Annotated in this window: 17 protein-coding genes and 2 pseudogenes; 15 read left to right on the top strand and 4 right to left on the bottom strand. The window is 44.7% G+C overall.

The features are described from left to right. Positions 1 to 58 precede the first annotated feature (58 nt). From VGK02_04360 to VGK02_04350, 3 genes are read left to right on the top strand one after another with little or no spacing between them, the layout of a single operon-like run. The gene (locus VGK02_04360) at positions 59 to 271 is read left to right on the top strand and encodes a hypothetical protein (protein HEY3374280.1); all 213 of its coding nucleotides are present in this window, start codon (positions 59 to 61) and stop codon (positions 269 to 271) included. A 50-nt stretch (positions 272 to 321) separates the two neighbouring features. Continuing rightward, positions 322 to 1,803 (top strand): discoidin domain-containing protein, encoded by a 1,482-nt coding sequence (locus VGK02_04355; protein ID HEY3374279.1) that lies wholly within the window; start codon positions 322 to 324, stop codon positions 1,801 to 1,803. Further along, on the top strand, positions 1,775 to 2,443 hold the full coding sequence (locus tag VGK02_04350; protein ID HEY3374278.1) for a phosphatase PAP2 family protein: 669 nt from the start codon (positions 1,775 to 1,777) through the stop codon (positions 2,441 to 2,443). Before VGK02_04355 ends, VGK02_04350 begins: the two co-directional genes overlap by 29 nt. Before the next feature lie 28 nt (positions 2,444 to 2,471). Here the strand turns inward: VGK02_04350 and VGK02_04345 are convergent, their stop codons facing one another. Continuing rightward, the gene (locus VGK02_04345; protein ID HEY3374277.1) at positions 2,472 to 4,295 is read right to left on the bottom strand and encodes an APC family permease; all 1,824 of its coding nucleotides are present in this window, start codon (positions 4,293 to 4,295) and stop codon (positions 2,472 to 2,474) included. Between the two features lie 488 nt (positions 4,296 to 4,783). Here VGK02_04345 and VGK02_04340 point away from each other — a divergent pair, with 488 nt between their 5' ends. The 8 genes and pseudogenes from VGK02_04340 (at position 4,784) to VGK02_04305 (ending at position 11,365) form a co-directional block, all read left to right on the top strand. Next, positions 4,784 to 5,569, top strand: coding sequence for a helix-turn-helix transcriptional regulator (locus VGK02_04340; protein HEY3374276.1), 786 nt, complete (start codon positions 4,784 to 4,786; stop codon positions 5,567 to 5,569). Further along, positions 5,562 to 6,344, top strand: coding sequence for a response regulator transcription factor (locus VGK02_04335; GenBank protein HEY3374275.1), 783 nt, complete (start codon positions 5,562 to 5,564; stop codon positions 6,342 to 6,344). The genes VGK02_04340 and VGK02_04335 overlap by 8 nt, the downstream gene beginning before the upstream one ends. Before the next feature lie 355 nt (positions 6,345 to 6,699). Then, positions 6,700 to 6,951 (top strand): helix-turn-helix transcriptional regulator, encoded by a 252-nt coding sequence (locus VGK02_04330; GenBank protein ID HEY3374274.1) that lies wholly within the window; start codon positions 6,700 to 6,702, stop codon positions 6,949 to 6,951. Between the two features lie 289 nt (positions 6,952 to 7,240). Further along, complete coding sequence (locus VGK02_04325; GenBank protein HEY3374273.1) at positions 7,241 to 7,621, top strand: hypothetical protein; 381 nt, start codon at positions 7,241 to 7,243, stop codon at positions 7,619 to 7,621. 549 nt (positions 7,622 to 8,170) lie between these two features. Then, positions 8,171 to 8,365: pseudogene (locus VGK02_04320) on the top strand (transposase). 613 nt (positions 8,366 to 8,978) lie between these two features. Further along, positions 8,979 to 9,473, top strand: coding sequence for a hypothetical protein (locus tag VGK02_04315; protein ID HEY3374272.1), 495 nt, complete (start codon positions 8,979 to 8,981; stop codon positions 9,471 to 9,473). A gap of 57 nt (positions 9,474 to 9,530) precedes the next feature. Continuing rightward, positions 9,531 to 10,688 (top strand): FtsX-like permease family protein, encoded by a 1,158-nt coding sequence (locus tag VGK02_04310; protein HEY3374271.1) that lies wholly within the window; start codon positions 9,531 to 9,533, stop codon positions 10,686 to 10,688. 11 nt (positions 10,689 to 10,699) lie between these two features. Continuing rightward, on the top strand, positions 10,700 to 11,365 hold the full coding sequence (locus VGK02_04305; GenBank protein ID HEY3374270.1) for an ABC transporter ATP-binding protein: 666 nt from the start codon (positions 10,700 to 10,702) through the stop codon (positions 11,363 to 11,365). Positions 11,366 to 11,712: 347 nt separating this feature from the next. Here the strand turns inward: VGK02_04305 and VGK02_04300 are convergent, their stop codons facing one another. Continuing rightward, complete coding sequence (locus tag VGK02_04300; protein HEY3374269.1) at positions 11,713 to 11,859, bottom strand: hypothetical protein; 147 nt, start codon at positions 11,857 to 11,859, stop codon at positions 11,713 to 11,715. A gap of 575 nt (positions 11,860 to 12,434) precedes the next feature. Here VGK02_04300 and VGK02_04295 point away from each other — a divergent pair. From VGK02_04295 to VGK02_04285, 3 genes and pseudogenes are all read left to right on the top strand, one after another. Further along, positions 12,435 to 13,617, top strand: a pseudogene (locus VGK02_04295) (IS256 family transposase). A 449-nt stretch (positions 13,618 to 14,066) separates the two neighbouring features. Continuing rightward, positions 14,067 to 14,855, top strand: a complete 789-nt coding sequence (locus VGK02_04290; GenBank protein ID HEY3374268.1) for a helix-turn-helix transcriptional regulator — start codon at positions 14,067 to 14,069, stop codon at positions 14,853 to 14,855. 379 nt (positions 14,856 to 15,234) lie between these two features. Next, positions 15,235 to 15,636 (top strand): helix-turn-helix transcriptional regulator, encoded by a 402-nt coding sequence (locus VGK02_04285; protein HEY3374267.1) that lies wholly within the window; start codon positions 15,235 to 15,237, stop codon positions 15,634 to 15,636. Positions 15,637 to 15,640: 4 nt separating this feature from the next. Here the strand turns inward: VGK02_04285 and VGK02_04280 are convergent, their stop codons facing one another. Continuing rightward, positions 15,641 to 16,345: a methyltransferase domain-containing protein gene (locus VGK02_04280; GenBank protein HEY3374266.1), complete on the bottom strand. Its 705-nt coding sequence runs from the start codon at positions 16,343 to 16,345 to the stop codon at positions 15,641 to 15,643. A 173-nt stretch (positions 16,346 to 16,518) separates the two neighbouring features. Between VGK02_04280 and VGK02_04275 the strand changes: the two genes are divergently transcribed. Beyond that, positions 16,519 to 17,295: a ThiF family adenylyltransferase gene (locus VGK02_04275; GenBank protein ID HEY3374265.1), complete on the top strand. Its 777-nt coding sequence runs from the start codon at positions 16,519 to 16,521 to the stop codon at positions 17,293 to 17,295. Between the two features lies 1 nt (position 17,296). Here the strand turns inward: VGK02_04275 and VGK02_04270 are convergent, their stop codons facing one another. Further along, positions 17,297 to 18,073, bottom strand: a complete 777-nt coding sequence (locus VGK02_04270) for a GNAT family N-acyltransferase (GenBank protein ID HEY3374264.1) — start codon at positions 18,071 to 18,073, stop codon at positions 17,297 to 17,299. Positions 18,074 to 18,276 lie beyond the last annotated feature (203 nt).

The raw sequence follows: 18,276 nt of genomic DNA, 5'->3' as shown, positions 1-18,276 counted from the left end.
CCGCTATAATAAAGGGTATGCAATAAAGCAACCAAACTACTATTCCAGGTGATCTGCAGTGAATAACGAAAGCGAACCTAAACGCCTGCCCTCAGATGAAACACATGATAATCATGGTAACAACGGGGAAGATGCGCTGATCGAACAGCAGCATAAAGACGCGCTACGCGAGCAGGAGAGAATGCGCAAATGGATTGAAGATGATGAGCCGCTTCCGGTTAAGATATCATGCAAACTACGCCAGCATCTGGTCCCGAAAGACAAACAGTAATCGCTTGTTATGATATGATTCTTTTTAATGCTTTGTAAGCGGGAGAGCCCATGCTACAACGATTTACAGTTCTCATTGTCATAGTAATCGCACTATGCTGCCCGGCTTATGCATATGCCGATGATGGATACGCCGGCGCTGTCGCCGAAACGCCGGTGCCGCGAAACAGCCACGATATCGCTATGCAAGCCGAAGTAGTCTCGATCATCCTGCATCCCGGGTACGCAGAAGTCGAATGCGCTTATCGCTTTAAGAATGAAGGTAAGGCTCAAGCCGTTCAAATGGGTTTTCCCGATATTTACGATCGCAAAGGCAATCCTGGAATCACTCAATTTCGCGCATATGTGGACGATATAGAATTTCCCGTACGAACCGTCACGCTCAAGCTTGGACCGGGCCAGCTCAACTATAATGATTTTTCAACCACATCTCGGTGGTTCATTCAGGACGTACCGTTTAAAGAAGGGCAAGTCAGGATCATCGTAAACCGCTACTTAGCACCGTATGGCGGCACCGCATCCCTGGAAGAATCCTTCATGACCTGGTTTGGTTACACCATGCACACCGGCGCAACCTGGAAAGGGAAGATCGGCCGCGCTGACGTAAATGTTACATTCGCAAGCGGCCTCACCTGGGATGACTTTACGCCGGGCAGGAAAGCATGTAAATCTGTTAACTACACAGTGCCGAAATCCACAATCGAACCAAGCGGTTATACAAAACAAGAAGACGGTTTCTCCTGGACGTTTTTCAACCTTGAACCGAAAATTAACAAAGACGATATTTCATTCAATTTCTTCCGTGATACGACTAACGGCGGCTTAAAAGGCCTTAAAGTGGCCGCTACGTCCGAGCTTCATATCGGTTCGCGGTTTTACCCGGCATCGCAAGCATTCGACGGCAACGTCACTACCGCGTGGGTTGAAGGCGCTCGGGGAACCGGCATCGGGCAAACACTTACTGCAGAGTTCAAGCAACCGACCCAGATAGGGGAGATACGCATTTTGCCGGGTTACGTGAAAACACGGGCCCTTTACAAGCAAAACAGTCGCCCGAAACAGATAACCGCGACATTTTCGAACGGTACGATCAAACAAATAGATCTGATCGATCAACCGCGCGTTCAGTACATCAAGCTTAGCAAGCCCATTGAGGCTTCGTGGGTGAAGTTCACTATAAATAGCGTTTACCGGGGCACAACGGATGCAGATTCGTGTATAAGCGAAATCGAATTCGGGCTTGGGCATACGAACACCGGGCAAACAGCGCCGAAACTGCTGGCTGGGATTGCGACCGCCAATACCCGGGAGGCAACGACTTTACGACCGACTGCCGTTCGTGCACAAGACGCAACGCCTTTACAGCCGGCCACTGTTTGCGCTCAAGACGTGCTGCTCGCAGTTGCTGTTTTAATTATGCTTCTCTTTGCGGTAGGTACGTGGCAGAATTTTTACGGCAACAAAGATGACGATCAAAAACCTTCCGATGAGAATGAGGATACGAATGAAAAATCTACCGCGAACTCCGAGTAAACTCGGTCTTACAATCACAATTGCCTGTCTCGTGCTGTTTATTGCGCTTACCGCTTACGTGATTACGCATCAGATGAATTCAATTGATACAGGGTTTTCCCAATACCTGCAGACCCAGCCATGGGCAAAACCGCTGTTGTATGTAAATACAATCTTCGCCTCCAGCGCGTTTCGCCTTCTTTACCTGCTGCTTTTGGGCATTCTCATAACCCAGAAACGCTATCGATTCGGGCTTCTGATTTCGCTGGCGCTTGCATCCGAGATAGTCACAACCATTATAAAAGACATTATCGGGCGGCCTCGCCCGACGGCACCTCTGGTTGAGATATTTGAGCATCGACCAACATTTAGTTATATCTCAGGACATGGGTTAGAGCACTTACTGCTTTTTGGAATGTTGGGGTACTTCGTTTTGCGAACAGGGAAGAATACCTCTTTAAAATATATTGTTGCCGGCCTTTTCTTCCTTGAGCCGGTTTTGGTCGGTCTGGGCCGAGTGTACGTTGGCGCCCACTGGTTAACGGATGTTTTAGGAAGTTACCTGCTTGGGATCGCAATTCTCATCCCGCTGCTCTCATATTTTCGAGACGCCGCCGGTACTTCGATCTATACAACAAAACCTAGAAAGCACGAGGAATAAGCAATAGGCTAAGCATTGCGAGCGGCTGCTATGACAGCTGGTAGGGCACGCTCGTAACAATAACGTTAGGCGTTGTCAAAAGACGTGTCTTCAAAATGAACGCAGTTTGATTATGAAGCAGATGTTCCCACCACCGCTTGACGATAAATTCAGGTACGACGATCGTGATAAAGTCATCGGGCGCTTCCTGCCTAATCTCCTTAACTTTATTGATAAGCGGCCCAATAATGTCGCGATAGGGTGACTTGATGACCTCGATTGGCGTACTAAACCCGTGCGTTTCCCATTTATTGAGAATATCGGTGGGTTCACCATCTTGCGTGTTCACATATAGGACGCTCATCTCGCCGTCGTTTGCAATCATTTTGGCGTATCTAAGGGCTTGCAGCGTACCGCAATGCACGCCGCCGATGCAGAGGAGAACGTGATTTCGAACAGGCTTCGGCGGCCTCAGATTAACCAGCGATAGCTGTTCGGCGATACGCTGGTAATGCTTCTTGATCGTGAGGAGCAGTAAGAACAAGAGCGGTACGGCAAGAACTACAATCCATGCACCATGCATGAACTTGGTGGAGCCTATGACGATCAGGACAAGCAGCGTCGTAAGCGCTCCTGCGCCATTGATGATCGCTTTCTTAAACCAACCTTTACCTCGTTCGGTTAGCCAGTGCTTAACCATACCTGCCTGCGAAAGGGTAAAGCTCGTAAAAACGCCGACCGCATAGAGAGGTATCAGCCTATGGGTATCGCCGCCAAACGATACGATCAAAACAATCGAGAAAAACGCCAGTGATAAAATACCGTTTGAAAATGCGAGCTTGTCGCCTTTGTTGGTAAGTTGTCGCGGCATATAGCCGTCGGCCGCTACAAGCGATGCAACTATCGGAAAACCGGTAAAGCTTGTGTTGGCCGCGACCACCAGGATAAGGGAGATAGCCACCTGGATGAAGAAATATATGAACGTAGTGCCGAATATACCGCGTGAAAGCTGCGATAACACGGTTTCATGAGGATTCGGCACAATATGGTACATATGCGCGAGCTCGGTAATGCCAAAGAAGAGTGCGCCCAGGATGATGGCCATCCAGGCTAGAGTAATTTTTGCGTTTCTGGCCTCAGGCTTTCTGAATGCCCGCACGCCGTCGCTGATAGCTTCCACACCGGTAAGCGCAGCACATCCGGATGCAAATGCTCTTAGAACGAGAAGAATCGTAATCGGCTCAAATGTTGTTGCCGTAATCGTTCCGCTCGAGATTACGGTGTGGCCGGTAAAGTATCGGTAAACACCGACGCCTATGAGCAAGATCAGCGAAGCCACGTATGTATAGGTCGGTATAGCGAATATTTTGCCGGCTTCGCGAAGCCCGCGAAGATTGGTAAGAGCTATCAATAAAATGAACAAAACACCGATCATTACCTTATGGGGTAAAAGCACGGGAAACGCGGAGGCTATATTGGCAACGCTCGACGCGACACTAACGGCAACCGTCAATGTGTAGTCTATCAGCAAAGAGCAACCGGCAATTATTGCGAATTTTTGCCCTAAGTTTTCACGCGATACGACATAGGCGCCGCCGCCGCCCGGATACGCCTCGATAACTTGCCGATATGAGATGGTAAGTATAGTAAGAAGCGCGATAATCGCCATCGCAACCGGAAAAGACAGGTAGAGCGCTCCGGCGCCGGCCAAAACGAGAACAATGAGTATCTCTTCGGTTGCATATGCAACCGAAGACAGAGCATCAGATGAAAATACCGCAAGTGCAATTGTTTTTATAAGACGCTCTTCATGAGCGCGTTCGTTTGCTATAGGTTGCCCTAAGAGAACCCGTTTTAACGTTTGCGTTGCCATAACTTCCTTGCCGTGCCCTTATCCTTCGATGCAAGACAACCGGTATGTCTTGCATCTAGCAATGATTAGATAAATATACTCCTAAAGATGAAGCTTGGAAATATGCTTTTACCAGCGTTTATGGGACATTTAGGTTAGTGAAGGGCTACAATGTTACCATGTAAAACACACCAAATTTGGTAAGTACGTAACAATCAACGAAGAATTGGTAAGTTTACGAATCTTCAGCAACACGCTTTGAGCAGGGCTTCGAAACGGTATTCCTTCTCAACGTGTAAAGCGCAGTCCAAATTTGTATGATACACATCATATCGATTTCGGCATTCGTAAGTTCTAAGTAATTAGTTCATAATGACCTATTTAGAGTTACCATAGGTAGATAGAGCAGTTAAGCGCTCTAACGACTGAATAATAGGTCCTAGCTGGCTCCCATGTTATAATACCGATAAGTATTTTTGCATTGAGCCACAAATGTAAGTGGAGATAGAATGAAATCGTGGCTGGATACACAACCTGCACAGTCAGTTTTGCGAATGCTTTTATGGTACAGGATATTTATCTTGTTGTATGCAGGTTTCTTGGGCATAGTAGGTCTACATTACCTCGCCATTCCTTCTTATATTTTTGCCCTCATCTATAACACCATCCTTTTTAAATATTGGGATTCAGTTATCGGCGTGCTCCGAAAATGGCAGTTTCTCATCGTGATCGACATCCTGATATCGCTTTTCCTTTGGGTTAACTCAGGGGTTTATAAGTCACCATATTTTCTATACATCTTTAGCCCGATAATGATGGGCTCCTTTATTGGCGGCTATTTTAGTGCACTCTGGATCGCTTCACTTGAAAGCGTTCTTAGGCTTGTTGGTTACCGCCTGGGATATTATGACATGTCACTCCTCGAAAATTTCGGAGAACATGTCGCTACATATATGCCGTTCTTTTTCCTCGTCGCATTTATCATGGCCTATGTCGGCTCTTTACTTAAGAAGCTCGACCTTGCTGACCGTGATAAAACTGCAGCCAGCTGCGAACTTGAGGAGGCAAGGAAACGACTCAAGAAAGCTCTTGCCGGCAGAAATCTCTCAAACCGGGAGATCGAAGTGCTTATTCACGCAGCTGAGGGTAGAAATATCGACGAGATATGTAAAGCGCTTGGCGTATCGCAGAACACTATCAAAACTTATTTTAAACGGATATATGCAAAGCTCGGCGTTTCATCGAAACAGGAAGCGCTTTCGCTCGTTATGAATGAGGAATACGCCATTGATTAATCTGCGAGTCAGCCTCTTTCATTTACTAATAGTTCGTCTACTGACGCTTCTCGACGTTGTATTTCTTTTATCCATCAAGATAAGCAGGGCTTCGCTTACATTACTTATCGTTGCTTTCATTTACAATCTGGTGCTGCTTGTCTTGTGGCGAAGAATCTCAAATGCCATAGAAACACGACGATATCTGTTTCTCATCGATCTGACAGTAACAGCGTCTTTTATTTGGTTTTCATGCGGGTTTTTCTCAAGCCCTTTTTTCTTATATTCACTTGCAAGCATATTCTTGAGTTCGTTCTTTCTAAAAAACATGCGATATGTGGTAGGTTCGACTCTTTACTTTATTGCGCTCCTCAACGTCGGGTTGCTGTTTGATAAAGCCGCACTTGGTGAGCTGATAAAGAATCAAGATTTCGATGTCTTAATAACGAGCTATATGGGCATTATGACGATAGCCATGATATCGGGGTATCCGGCATGCATCGTGCAGAGAATCAATAAGTTGCGCCAGGACACGGCATCCTTAAGACAAGAAATTCAAGATACCGAAGCATTTATATCGACAATCACAAATCCGCCGGTTTTATCGAACCGAGAATTTGAAATACTTACACATATAAGCAAGGGCAAATCAAATCAGCAAATATCACAAGACCTTTTCATCTCCGAACATACCGTCAAAAGCCACCTCCACCGAATCTACAAAAAACTCGGGATTTCTTCCCGGGAAGAGGCAGTAATTTACTACCACAGCCAATCCCCACGAAACGGCAGCTAGATAAAGCCATTAGTTCTTTTAGGTGACAGGCCTTGATTCTCATGGGTGACAAACCCTTCCTTCATTTTGATGCTTATAGGTGACAGGCGCATCCTTAATATGCCCCTATAGTATTTTAAGATAGCTTGGCAAACCTTCGAAGCGCATCAGCTGAAAATCACGATATTGCCATGCGTTTAAGAAACTTGAAACCTAATTACATCAAATCAACTCATTCGTATAGTGTAAAACCTATGCCAATCATGCTCTGCAATTCAGAAAAGGTAATTTTGCAGGTAATGGTGATTATAGGCAGAGCGTAAACGTATCGTAGAAAGCGATCTACGGAAATGAGAATAATCGGAGGGAGCTATCATTGAACCAAGACAAGAATCAGATGGAGGATAAACCTGTCATCAAATCCAGTTGCGACAATCATGCCAAACTGACTGGCCGAGAGAAGCAAGTGCTTAGGTATCTGCAAAAAGGACTACCATACAAGACTATTGCGGTTGAGCTTCAGTTATCTATAAAAACTATTGAGTCTCACGCCTCAAAGGCCTTTCGCAAATGTAATGTTTCAAATCGTTTTGAATTAGCTGAGCTGGATATTTCTCAAAAAACATAGGGTAACCTAGGGTATTTAAGGGTTGTTCCCTCAAGATGAATACTATATTTTAGTATTCTGAGAGGGGATTAAGCGATAGCTAAGCTTCCTAAAGACATATACGTTAGTCTTCTTAGCTAAAGAAACCCGCTCTTAGAAACGTATCGGCACTAACCTCATGAAAACAATGCTTTGCCTGATACGAGCTAAGTTATTATCTCAAGTCTTTGGAAGCATGCCGCAGTTATTAGCTGCGTTCGAATTCAATTCGACCTATATAGGCAACGCATTCATTAAGGAGAAGTGTCGCATGAGAAAAATTATCGTATCTTTTTCAATTATTTCAATAGTAATAATGCTGAGTGTGACTGGATGTATGTCTGCAGTAAATGGAGCCATGCCCAGAGAGGACAGTATACGGCAACAGTTAAGAACTTTTCTCAATAATGCCGGCGACAAAGCAAACAACCATAAGAATATCGACTGGAAGCTTCCTGCTGCCGAAACCCTCCCAAACGAACCGAACAGCGTTGTCTTTACCCTTGGAGGAAATCAAGCTCAACCTGTTCTTAGCTTTGATATTCGAGGTAACAAGTTCTCGATAAAGGGAACTGAGCATGCAGTAAATGGCAAGGTAATTATAGATTCGCTAGATACAGATTTACCCAAGGATAATATCACTATTAAATAGCCTTGCTATATATCATCGTGTCACGCAAATATTGGTCTTTGACAGTTGCATAAGAAAATGCCACCTCACTTCTGGTAGGATGGTGTTCGCCAAAACAAAACCCATAAGAAAGAGGTGGCGAACATACCGTACCAGATTGCATTCAAAATCGTGACAATCTAGCGAGAGCTTGTTGCAGAATTAGAGGGTGAGAAGCGAGGCAGACCTTGCATCCCTCGAAGGGGCAGACCCAAAAGATATAATGATTCTGATATCTCGGTCATGCTTGTCTTAGTATCCATTATGGGATTATCTTTAAGAGGACTTTACTTTAGACTTAATAGTTGCAGGCTGTGGGCACGTCTTTTCAATCTAGGCCCAGGAAACATTCCGCATTTAGCAACGCTTGCAAGAAGAAAGAATGACTCGGATTTAAGAAGACTGCGAGATCGGCTTTATAAAAAGATCACTACTAATCTTTCAAGTGGTATTGCTGTTTTATCGGTTCTTCGGCAATCGAGGCAGACCCCAAACTACAACCCAATGCTAACTTGAGGATATTCCTCAAAGGGAATGTTTTATGGGTATCAATTGCACGTAGCCTGTGATCTAAAAGGTGCTACGCTATTCTTCACCGTTACCAAGGCATCCCCTAAAGAGATTGCCCCGGCAAAATACATGCTCAAAGAGGCTACGAAGATACATTCAAAACTAAAATATTTGACCGGGGACACAGCCTATGATGTTACCACACTCTACAAGTAGTGCCGCAGGTAGTTAGGACCAAAACTTGTTGCCCGTATTAACCCACGGGCGAGCTAAAACAGTCGAAAAAGCAGTCCTTCTTGCCAAGGGTGAGAGAAAACGTGCATTTCGACGTACCCGTTCTCGATTTGGCAGAATTCTTCTCAATAAAAGAGCGGTGATCGAGCAGGTATTCTCCCAGCTAAAAGAGATAATCCGTATAGATGAGCTACCCTTTTATCTCAAGAAGCTCTCGCATGTCAAAGAACATTTCAAATGGTTAATTCTAGCCTATAACGTGCTCCTTTACACGAATAAGGTGCACGGTGAAAACTTACGATCTATCAAACGACTGGTGGCATGATTTATGCGACAGCCTAAGAGATATAGTTAAAATTAACGGTTTTATGTCTTGCGTATGGTTGAGTCGCACATCGATGCTACTCAGCGCCATTGTTTCAAGGCTATGGCTGGAAGGAGGTGGTTATATTGAGAGTTTCTATGTGGGCGGGGCCATACCGTCAGAAGTTATAAAGCCACCCTCTGGAAACGAGCTAGATGGCTCGTGCGCGAACCAAAAGGTGGCACAGATAATTCTACCACGAGTAATGTATCTTAAAAAGGAGGATGTGCTATGCGCAAACGTGCAATGGTAATTTTTGCCGCTGTTTTTATGTTTGTTTTGGTGCAGGCCATACCGGCACTTGCAGTGTCAAACATATCAAACACATTTACGGCGAATGATTATACTCCCTCAACCAACCAGACGATCTATTTCTCGGCTAAGACGACGTATGGTTGGATCGTGATCCCGAATCCTTATAGCTCCAACTTCGTTACTGAGATAAACGCGACTCAGTTCAACAAACCGGTCAACACATCGTATAATGTTCCGGCATCCGTTAATTGGGGCTATTACAACCCGGGCATTTTCGTTAGTCCGGCGTACCGCTTCTATTCGGGCTGGTGGATGATTACTCCGACCGTGAATGCTTATTTGAACTTCAGCGCGGTAGCGAAAAATACAGCGTATGGAAGCCAATACAGACATCGTCACGGTCAGAGCACAGAGCTTAACTGGGATATTTCCTACGGATCACCCGCATGGGTAACAACAACTAAGAACTAGACTAAGACAGGCACCCAGACTGGCGTCTGGGTGCCTCATCTTTGGAGGTAGGGTGTATTGAGATTTCTATCGAGTTATTTATGTGCAGAGTACAAGAAACGACTCTACGCCACATTTAGACAATCGGCTTTCATCGTGATCATCGTAGCTATAGCATTCTTTTTTGCAGCAATGTGGCCTGCCGTAAACTACATGTTTACGGCTACATTCCAGAACGCTCGCTATGATCTTAGAATCAACGGGCCACTTACAAAGCAAGATATCCAATTGATTAATCAGAATTTGAGTTCCAATGCCTTTGAGTTGACCGGCCTCAACGCTGGATCGGTTGAAAGAGTCTATGTTAATGGCAAGACGTTTTATCAGAACATTATTAATTATTACTACCAACCATCGCAGGTTAACCGGATTGTAATGACCTACTTTTCTGATGGTTTACTACTAAAAGGAGCTATGAGAAAGGCGGATGCCTGGGGCATAGATTACATGACAGCAAAGCGATTTGGCGTCGGTATTGGCGACAAGATAGCTTTTGATCAGTCAATTGGAGATAGGTTTGGCAACATACGGAAAGTGCACCGGGCGGGCATAATAAGCGCCATATACGCTCCAACGAACGAAGTAAACGGTCTTGTCAGCCCAGCCAACCCGGAAGTCACAAAACTTTTGTCTGCCGATGGCGTTGTTTTTACGGATGTCTTTATTAAGCTAAGCGGCAATTCGCCCAGTCAAGCTGCAGCAATGATCAGGTCCATTCCAAAATCACGCGAGTGGTTGGTCGATCCGGTTCCCGAGGCTTACGCTAAAGGTGCGGCAAGAGTTGAACAAACGCTGAACAGAAATGTTCGATATGCTACGATTTGGGCCGCGTTATTAGTCTATGCGATCTTCATTCTACGCGAACAGTTTTCTCGAATGGAAAGAAGGAAAAAGAACCTCGCAATCCTTTTTTCGCTCGGCCTTTCTGAAACCAGGCTCGTCAAAATGTTTACTCTTGAGCAAATCCTTCTAAATACATTAACAGGCTTTCTAGGTATTGCACTAGGGATTTACGTCCTTCAGGGTAACCTCGGGCTTTATATTCCAAATGAGACAAGCATGTCAATGTCGGTCTTTGTCGCAGTAATAATTTTAGGCTGCCTGGTGCTCTCTATCTTTCAACTCAAATATAGGCTTAGGAAAATGGATGTCTCGCGCTTATTAGTTGTCGAATAAAGGAGCTAACAATGCTATACAATCTAGAGGCAGTAAGCCTAAGCTACACACTAAACAAGAGACTTATACCCATCATCAGCGATCTCGGTATTACAGTTCAGGAAGGTGAGTTCTCGGTAATTATGGGGCCTTCTGGTTCCGGGAAGACTTCTATCTTGAATATTATGGCTGGCTTTCTTAGGCCTACGTCGGGACAGGTGCTGTTCAGAGACACCGATCTCTATGCATTGAGTAAGGGCAGCATTGCTAGCTACAGGAACAAAGAGATAGGTATCGTTCACCAATTCTTTAATTTGATTTCCAGTTTCAACGCTCTGCAAAATATTGCCGCACCGCTGCTTATTGCAGGTCTGAAACCGAACGAAGCTTATGAACGAGCGGAAATTGTGCTTGAGCGGGTAGGCATGATCGCAAGAGCTAAGCATTATCCGTCTGAGCTATCTGGTGGAGAGCAACAAAGAATCGCTATTGCAAGGGCGCTTATCAACCAGCCGAAAGTCATCTTAGCCGATGAGCCTACAGGCAACTTAGATCAAAGAAATACACATGAAATTCTCGATCTATTCTCAGATATCCACCAAAAGGGAACGACCATAGTGATGGTGACGCATGACCCGATGGTGGCCGAGAGGGCTACTCGGGCTATCAATATGAACAAGAGTTTTTGCGTAGTTTAACGCATATTTATCAATCAAACTTATGGTTCTATGATTACTATAAATATACCGTGATTCGTCTGAGGTGATGTATGCAGGGGATTGGTTTTACGGAAGCACTCTATTTAATTGCAATGTTTGGCTCAGCAGTATGGGTTTTTTTGATGCTGCTCGATATGATATCAATAGATATCTTGCTGTTCTGATTGTCTTGCTTGTGCTGTACCCACTTGGTTTTATTGCCTATGCAATCATATCAAGGCTTATGAGGCTCAAGCATGGTAATCAATAAGCCTAGAGCCAATCCCGGTATAAAAAGGCTGATGATGCCTAGTTTCTAGGCATCATCAGCGAAAAGAAAAAGCTATTTATCCGAGCAGGTTACCGGTCATCTGCAGTGCCTTATCAAACGCGTCCATAAAAGGCTCCGGGTCGACCAGGTACTTGAAATCCTCCGGATTGCTGGTAATCGAGGTATAAAGCGGCACGGCTTCGGTCAGACCGAACGACGGCACTTCATTTGCCTTAGCCCACTTCGGCGTCGTATCGGTTTCGTAATTGGGGTTTTTCTCCCAGCTGAAATTATCTAGATAGCTGAGCTTGGTTTTTTTGCTAAATCTTAGATATCCCTAGGATCTTCAACGGTTGTGATCGGCTTAAGCTAGCGTTAGAATTGGCTCAAGCAGGACCGGCATTACAAGCGAAAAGAACGTTTACAATTTGCGGTGACCGAAAATTGATTAAAAATAAAACATTTCTGTTCCTACTAACAACAATTATTTTTGTTCTCTCGTTTCTTACAGCTTTGGCACCATTAGGAATACCTCTAGTTCTTACAATGCTTGGCGTATTAGCCGCTATAGCATTAGAACGCTTGATAAATCTGACAACAAAACTGTTAAGCTAGGTAATGCTGTTATGATAATATTCATAGTCTTGATCGTGGTAATTACTACCATGAATAAAATGTTTCAGCCGGTGAGAGTTGAGAGATTAAGCCCCTAAACTTCTGTAAAAAGGGCTAAGTTGAAAAGCAAGCCATCGTTCCTCAAAATTAGGAAGTGACCAAACAACCTAAGGAGGAATTTTGATGGCTCAAGAAAAGCGTATGAGTAGTGGCGGTATTTTGCAAGACGCATTGATAAATGACAAGGATTTCTTGCGCTCGCTCATAGAAAGGTTTTTACAATCGCATCTGGAAGAAGAGATAACAGATTTCTTGGCTGCCGATCCATATGAGCGCTGTGACGAGCGCAACGGCTACAAACCAAGAACGCTGCATACGAGAGTCGGCGATATCACCTTGGCCGTGCCCCAGGATCGAGAGGGCAACTTCTCAACAAAGCTCTTCGAGCGATACCAGCGAAGTGAGAAAGCATTGGTGCTCTCAATTATTGAGATGTATGTGCAAGGGGTCTCGACTCGAAACGTGACCAAGATTGCCGAAGAACTCTGCGGGAGTGCGGTATCAAAAAGCCAGGTGTCGCGCCTTTGCGGCCAGCTTGATCAAGATTTGCTTGCATTTCGTATGCGCCCATTAGATGCGTACCCGCATCTTCTAATCGATGCCAGATACGAGAAGGTACGCACACCCCGCGGGGTGGTAAGTCAAAGCGTTTTAATCGTCGCCGGTATAAACGATGACGGGTTTCGAAAGATTCTAGCTGTCGAGATCGCCAACGCCGAGAGCGAGACCAGTTGGCGTGAACTCTTCCGCTCACTCTCTGAACGAGGCTTAACCGGCGTTGAGTTTGTGGTAAGCAACGAACACAAAGGTCTCGTCAAAGCGGCTGAGAAACAATTCGTCGGCGCTATTTGGCAGCGGTGTCAGTGTCACTTTATGCGCTAAAGTTGCAAGAAGTGACAGAGCAGGCTTAAGAGCCGAGATGCGCATGGTCTTTGAGAGCCCAGACGGTAAGCGGGCACGCGAAGTCTTAAGCGAGATAATGCAGCGTTATGAGAAACGCTATCCGGCCGTAACAACAATGCTTGAAGAGGCGGCTGACGATATTCTGGCGTGCTTCTCTCTACCGGAGAAACATAGAAAACGCATGAGAACTACCAATATGCTTGAGCGCTTCAACCAGGAGATCAAGCGCAGGACCAAGGTTGTGCGGATCTTTCCGAATGAGACGGCGGCAGTAAGATTGATTACTGCGCTTGCGGCAGAGCAAACTGACGAATGGCTCTCAAGTCGGAAGTACTTGGATATGTCGGTGAGAACCAAGACGAAGACCGAGGCAAAACTGGAGGTAAAGCTAGTGCCCGTGTAAGGGCACTAGCTGGGGAACGAATTTACAGAAAAAGTGGGACTTGATCGCCGCTCGTCAATCCTACTATACTTTGCTTTCTCTTAGCATGATAATGATCTGTTTCTTCAAAGACGTTTTCCTTTCATGCCCATGTATGCCCATGGTCAATTTTGGCCTAATTTCTCATGGCGAAAGCTATCGGGGATTTAAGAGGGCAGGGCATATCTATACCACACCTCTAGAAAGCTCGTCTTCGTTGCACAAACCAAAGCTACATCATAGTTAGCTGGTTCACTTTCACGAGGTTACTGCTTGCCCTTATAGTTCCAAAGATTGAAATAACAATCATAATTATTAGAGAATATTATTCAAAGCTATTTAGCAAATCGCAAATACTGTAAAATAAAGGTTGGCTATATGGATAACCGATCGACCATTTATGCTTTACAAAGTTTTTCGGAGTAAAATGCATGCATGAAGTCCGTAATAAACTAGTTGCAGAACAAACAATTATCCTTGTTCTGCTGATGTATCGTGTTGTAACCCTCGTTTATGCGGCAATACTGGGCTTAACTGGATTGGGCTATCTGTCACTGCCGCTGTTTGCAGCAGTCATGGTATATACCGTGCTAATTATTGCGTTCAGGACACAAGTAGTGAGACTGCTGCTCAAATATCCATTACTAATGCTCGTTGATGTAGCCTTGATGATGGTACTTGAACTAAGTTCGGGCGCTTATAAAAACCCTTACTCTCTTTATACATTTAGCCCGCTGCTCATCGGTGGTTATCTTTTTCGGTACTCTGGCGCTTTTATTATTGGAAGTATCCAAAACATCCTGATTACTATAGCCGATTGGATGCTAGGGTATAGCCCTTTGCAATTCGAAATACGCGGTCAGTCCATAATGATATATATTTTCACATACTACGTTACCGCATATGGTATGGCATACCTCTCTGAACTGACTTCAGACTTAGAAGCGGTCAACAAAACTAAGGCAAATGTTCAAGCCGATTGGATTGAAACAAGGAAACTTCTGGAAGCATCACTGCAAAAATTCAACTTATCACAGCGTGAGTCTCAAGTCTTAATGCTATTATTCGACGGACTAACCTACGAGCAAATTGCATCTGAACTTGATGTTACTAACAACACGATCAAGACCTATGTTAAGAGAGTGTATGAGAAGCTACAGGTATCAACAAAACAAGAGGCGCTCAGCACGGCGATGAGGTTAAATGGTGAAGTTGGCTAGAGGGCAACGAGGTATTTTTAACGCGTTAATTATACGGTGGCTTGCGCTACTTACAGCTGCGCTTTTGTACCTTTTCAATACGTACAAAGGTTCACTTCTTGTATTAGCAGCCGCATTCATTTACTGTTCGCTTCTCACTTATTATTGGCGCCAAATAAATAAGGCCGTTCAGCGAACACCATGGTTGGTGTTTATTGACCTTACTATGGCGACCGCCTTAGTTTGGCTTACTAATGCCCACTGGACGAGCCCATATTACTTATATGTGTTATCCTGTATCCTAACGAGCTCATTGGCGCTAGGTCTGCGATATGGGCTGCTCTCGGCTCTGTATGTCAGTATTTTATATACCGCTTATATAGTGCCAAATGGGCATCTGATGTCTGAAATCATTAATGACCAAACGTTCGATCTTCTTGCTTCAAGCTATATTGGGTTTTTCTTAATAGCATTCTTCTTTGGCTATCCTGCCCATATAATTCAACAAATCGATAATGCTAAGAACGACATAACTCAGGTCGATAAAAAGCTCGAAGCAGCACAACAGATTATAGCCGCTGCGCCCCTGGATCAAACACAACTTTCAGCGCGAGAACAGCAGGTACTCTCTTGCTTAGCACAGGGAAGAACCAACGCCCAGATTGCCAGCGATCTCTTTATCTCGGAGGCTACCGTCAAGAACCACCTCTACCGCATCTATAAGAAGCTCGGTATAAAATCAAGGGATGATGTCATAAAACATTTCCACAGCATGCAGGTTGAAACACCGGTTGAATCATAGAGGATTATTTTCTGCCTACAATAAGCAAACCTTGGCCAGCATAAGAAAGCTGCTCTGGAGAAGTATTGAAACCGGCTCTCTCAAGTAATTGCCGTTGTTCGCCAGGTATGAAGAAGGAGAGGTCTCCGCCCTTAGCATTATCCTGAATTTTCGAGCTGTAATAAAACATTCGCAAAGTTGGCAATACGAGCCTTGCAGCTCTTACCAGGGTTATTATCCGCCCGAATCGTTCGCGCTCGTGTCGCAGATGAGCTTTATAAACAGCCAGCGAGCTAAAATCCTTACCGGGGTTACTTATAACGATTTTGCCGCCCGGTTTTAGGATTCTGTAGAATTCTTGGATCAAAAAAGGCCGTCTGCCGGGGGATAATATATGAATAATAAAATTGCAGACGATTGCATCAACGTAATTATCAGTAAATGGAAGAGGCTCGTTTAGGTCGTGTAAGATGAAGTCTGCATCCGGGACCTTGTTTCGGCAGATAACTAATGCAGCCTCAACATTATCGATCCCTATTACATTAGAACAATGCCGTCCTAACTTGCAACTTAAATTGCCGGTTCCGCAGCCAGCATCAAGCACACGCCCGTCTTTCTGCAATCCGCAATATTCTGCGATCGTGTCGAGGTGGACTTGATATGGATAAACCATGTTCAAGACATCGTATGCTTTAAAATAGTTCTGCCAGAAACTGCTCGTCAATTTCATTGGTAAATTCCTCCACTAGATATTATACATATTTCGACAGAGACATATACCTTATAGCCCAAGCCATCGCACAGCAGTCGTTGATGCAAACTGAGGAATTTTCACATATTTCTTGAACCGATATCGCTAAATCATGTAACGTATTAACAGAATCGCTTAGCGAAGGAGAGAATATGCACAATTACAATGAGATGGTTCAGCGCAATAGAGGGCTTATTATCCCCGAACACCAAGAACGGTTGCGAGATTTGAAGGTTGCTATAGCGGGTGTTGGCGGTGTTGGCGGAATTACAGCTGAGCGGCTCGTCCGGTTAGGCATAGGCACATTACATATCGCTGACCCCGAACTTTTTGAAATCGGCAATGCAAATAGGCAGCTTCTGGCAAATCAGCAGACCATAGGGCAGAATAAGGCTCTAATGTTTGAGTCTGAATTACTGAAGATTAACCCGCATCTGAATCTAAAAGTCTGGGAAGAAGGCATCTCCGAGCAAAATGTCGGCGAATTCCTCAACGGTGCGGATATTGTAATCGATGCCATAGAATACAATCGGCCAGATCTATCGGTTATGCTGAATAAAGCCTCGAGAGAGGCAGGTAAGACCGTACTTATTGCTTTCGCGATAGGCTTTGGCGCAACCATGTTCGCATTCAACGCAAACGGTATCAAGTTCGAGGATTATATAGGCCTCCCGGCAAACGCATCTCCTGAAGAAGTTGAGGACTATATCATACCGCTTGATAGGTTCTGTCCTGAGGTTCCCAAATACGTAGAGATGAATATCATTGAAAAAGTGGTTCGCAGGGAGATGCATATTCCTACATCGAGCCTTGGATGTTTAGCAGCAGCATCGCTTCTCGTTGCGGGTGTTATCATGTTTATTATCGATAATAAACGAATCCCCGTGGCTCCCAAATACTTGGCGGTCGATTTCTATAATATGTTCTAGGTTATTTTTTCCGCTTAACTATATACTCGGGGTTAAATAGCCGAAGATCTTCCGGAATATCGGAAAAAATGCTGTTTATATCTTTGATTTCATCAATGCCATCATTTAGCCAATAATAGTGCTCGGGATCCTTTTCGGACAAATAGGCGTCAAATTCATCCATGACCATTAACGTGGGGAAACACATATGGCCTTGATAATCCTGACCAGGGCCAATAATGTCGAATTTATATTTCTGCGCCCTCAGAGCTCTTAAAAAGGGAATATATGTCGTCGTGTACCAGTATTTGAATCCGTAACGCTTAAAGAATTGGTACTGCAGCTTATAAAGCATGCGCGCGACATCACGGCGCTTGCCTCCCGCTTCGGGAGCTACGATGAGCCTTGATGATTCTGCACTTCTTGGCATGCGGTCCGTATCCGGCGCACGGGGGTGCACCAGATCTTCAAAGACGTTATCTACCTGTAAGCCATGTTTACCGGGACTAATGATCCTGGCATAACCGATAATATCTTCCGTATCTTGATCAAACACTCCGAAATGTGTTGAGTGCTCATCATATTTGTCATATTCATACTCACCGTCGGTTTCCGTCTCATCGACGTACTTAAATCGCTCTACCCAATACTTGTATCTAAATCGGCGAAGCAAATCCAGTTCAGTCGGATTGTCGGGGTCGAGCAGCTTGCCGATAACCCCACGCTCTGTAAACGTGGGGAATTGATTCTTAATAAACGCTCTCAAGTTTGAAAAACTTTGCGGTCTTACTAATGCCATTACCTTAGTCCAAATTCAGTTCTCTGCTTGTATGCTTTACAAACGGTAATATACCATAGTATTCCACATTTTTCCAACTTTGCGGATGATTGCTCCTTAAAACAATATTGCTTACCGCTTTAACCTCGGCAATCATTAGCAATAAGCGCTAAAGTATACAACACCCGTGCCGATACCTTATGTATCGTAATTTTGCCAATGGC

The organism is Candidatus Aquicultor sp. (genome assembly GCA_036504445.1).
Classification (GTDB): domain Bacteria; phylum Actinomycetota; class Aquicultoria; order Aquicultorales; family Aquicultoraceae; genus DASXVE01.
This window is presented reverse-complemented; position numbering and strand designations above follow the sequence as displayed.

Coding starts and splice junctions, on each gene's coding strand:
- VGK02_04285 (HEY3374267.1), top strand. CDS start 15,235: ATGTCTGAAATCATTAATGACCAAACGTTCGATCTTCTTGCTTCAAGC.
- VGK02_04355 (HEY3374279.1), top strand. CDS start 322: ATGCTACAACGATTTACAGTTCTCATTGTCATAGTAATCGCACTATGC.
- VGK02_04325 (HEY3374273.1), top strand. CDS start 7,241: ATGAGAAAAATTATCGTATCTTTTTCAATTATTTCAATAGTAATAATG.
- VGK02_04340 (HEY3374276.1), top strand. CDS start 4,784: ATGAAATCGTGGCTGGATACACAACCTGCACAGTCAGTTTTGCGAATG.
- VGK02_04280 (HEY3374266.1), bottom strand. CDS start 16,345: ATGAAATTGACGAGCAGTTTCTGGCAGAACTATTTTAAAGCATACGAT.
- VGK02_04305 (HEY3374270.1), top strand. CDS start 10,700: ATGCTATACAATCTAGAGGCAGTAAGCCTAAGCTACACACTAAACAAG.
- VGK02_04345 (HEY3374277.1), bottom strand. CDS start 4,295: ATGGCAACGCAAACGTTAAAACGGGTTCTCTTAGGGCAACCTATAGCA.
- VGK02_04275 (HEY3374265.1), top strand. CDS start 16,519: ATGCACAATTACAATGAGATGGTTCAGCGCAATAGAGGGCTTATTATC.
- VGK02_04350 (HEY3374278.1), top strand. CDS start 1,775: ATGAAAAATCTACCGCGAACTCCGAGTAAACTCGGTCTTACAATCACA.
- VGK02_04315 (HEY3374272.1), top strand. CDS start 8,979: ATGCGCAAACGTGCAATGGTAATTTTTGCCGCTGTTTTTATGTTTGTT.
- VGK02_04270 (HEY3374264.1), bottom strand. CDS start 18,073: ATGGCATTAGTAAGACCGCAAAGTTTTTCAAACTTGAGAGCGTTTATT.
- VGK02_04290 (HEY3374268.1), top strand. CDS start 14,067: ATGCATGAAGTCCGTAATAAACTAGTTGCAGAACAAACAATTATCCTT.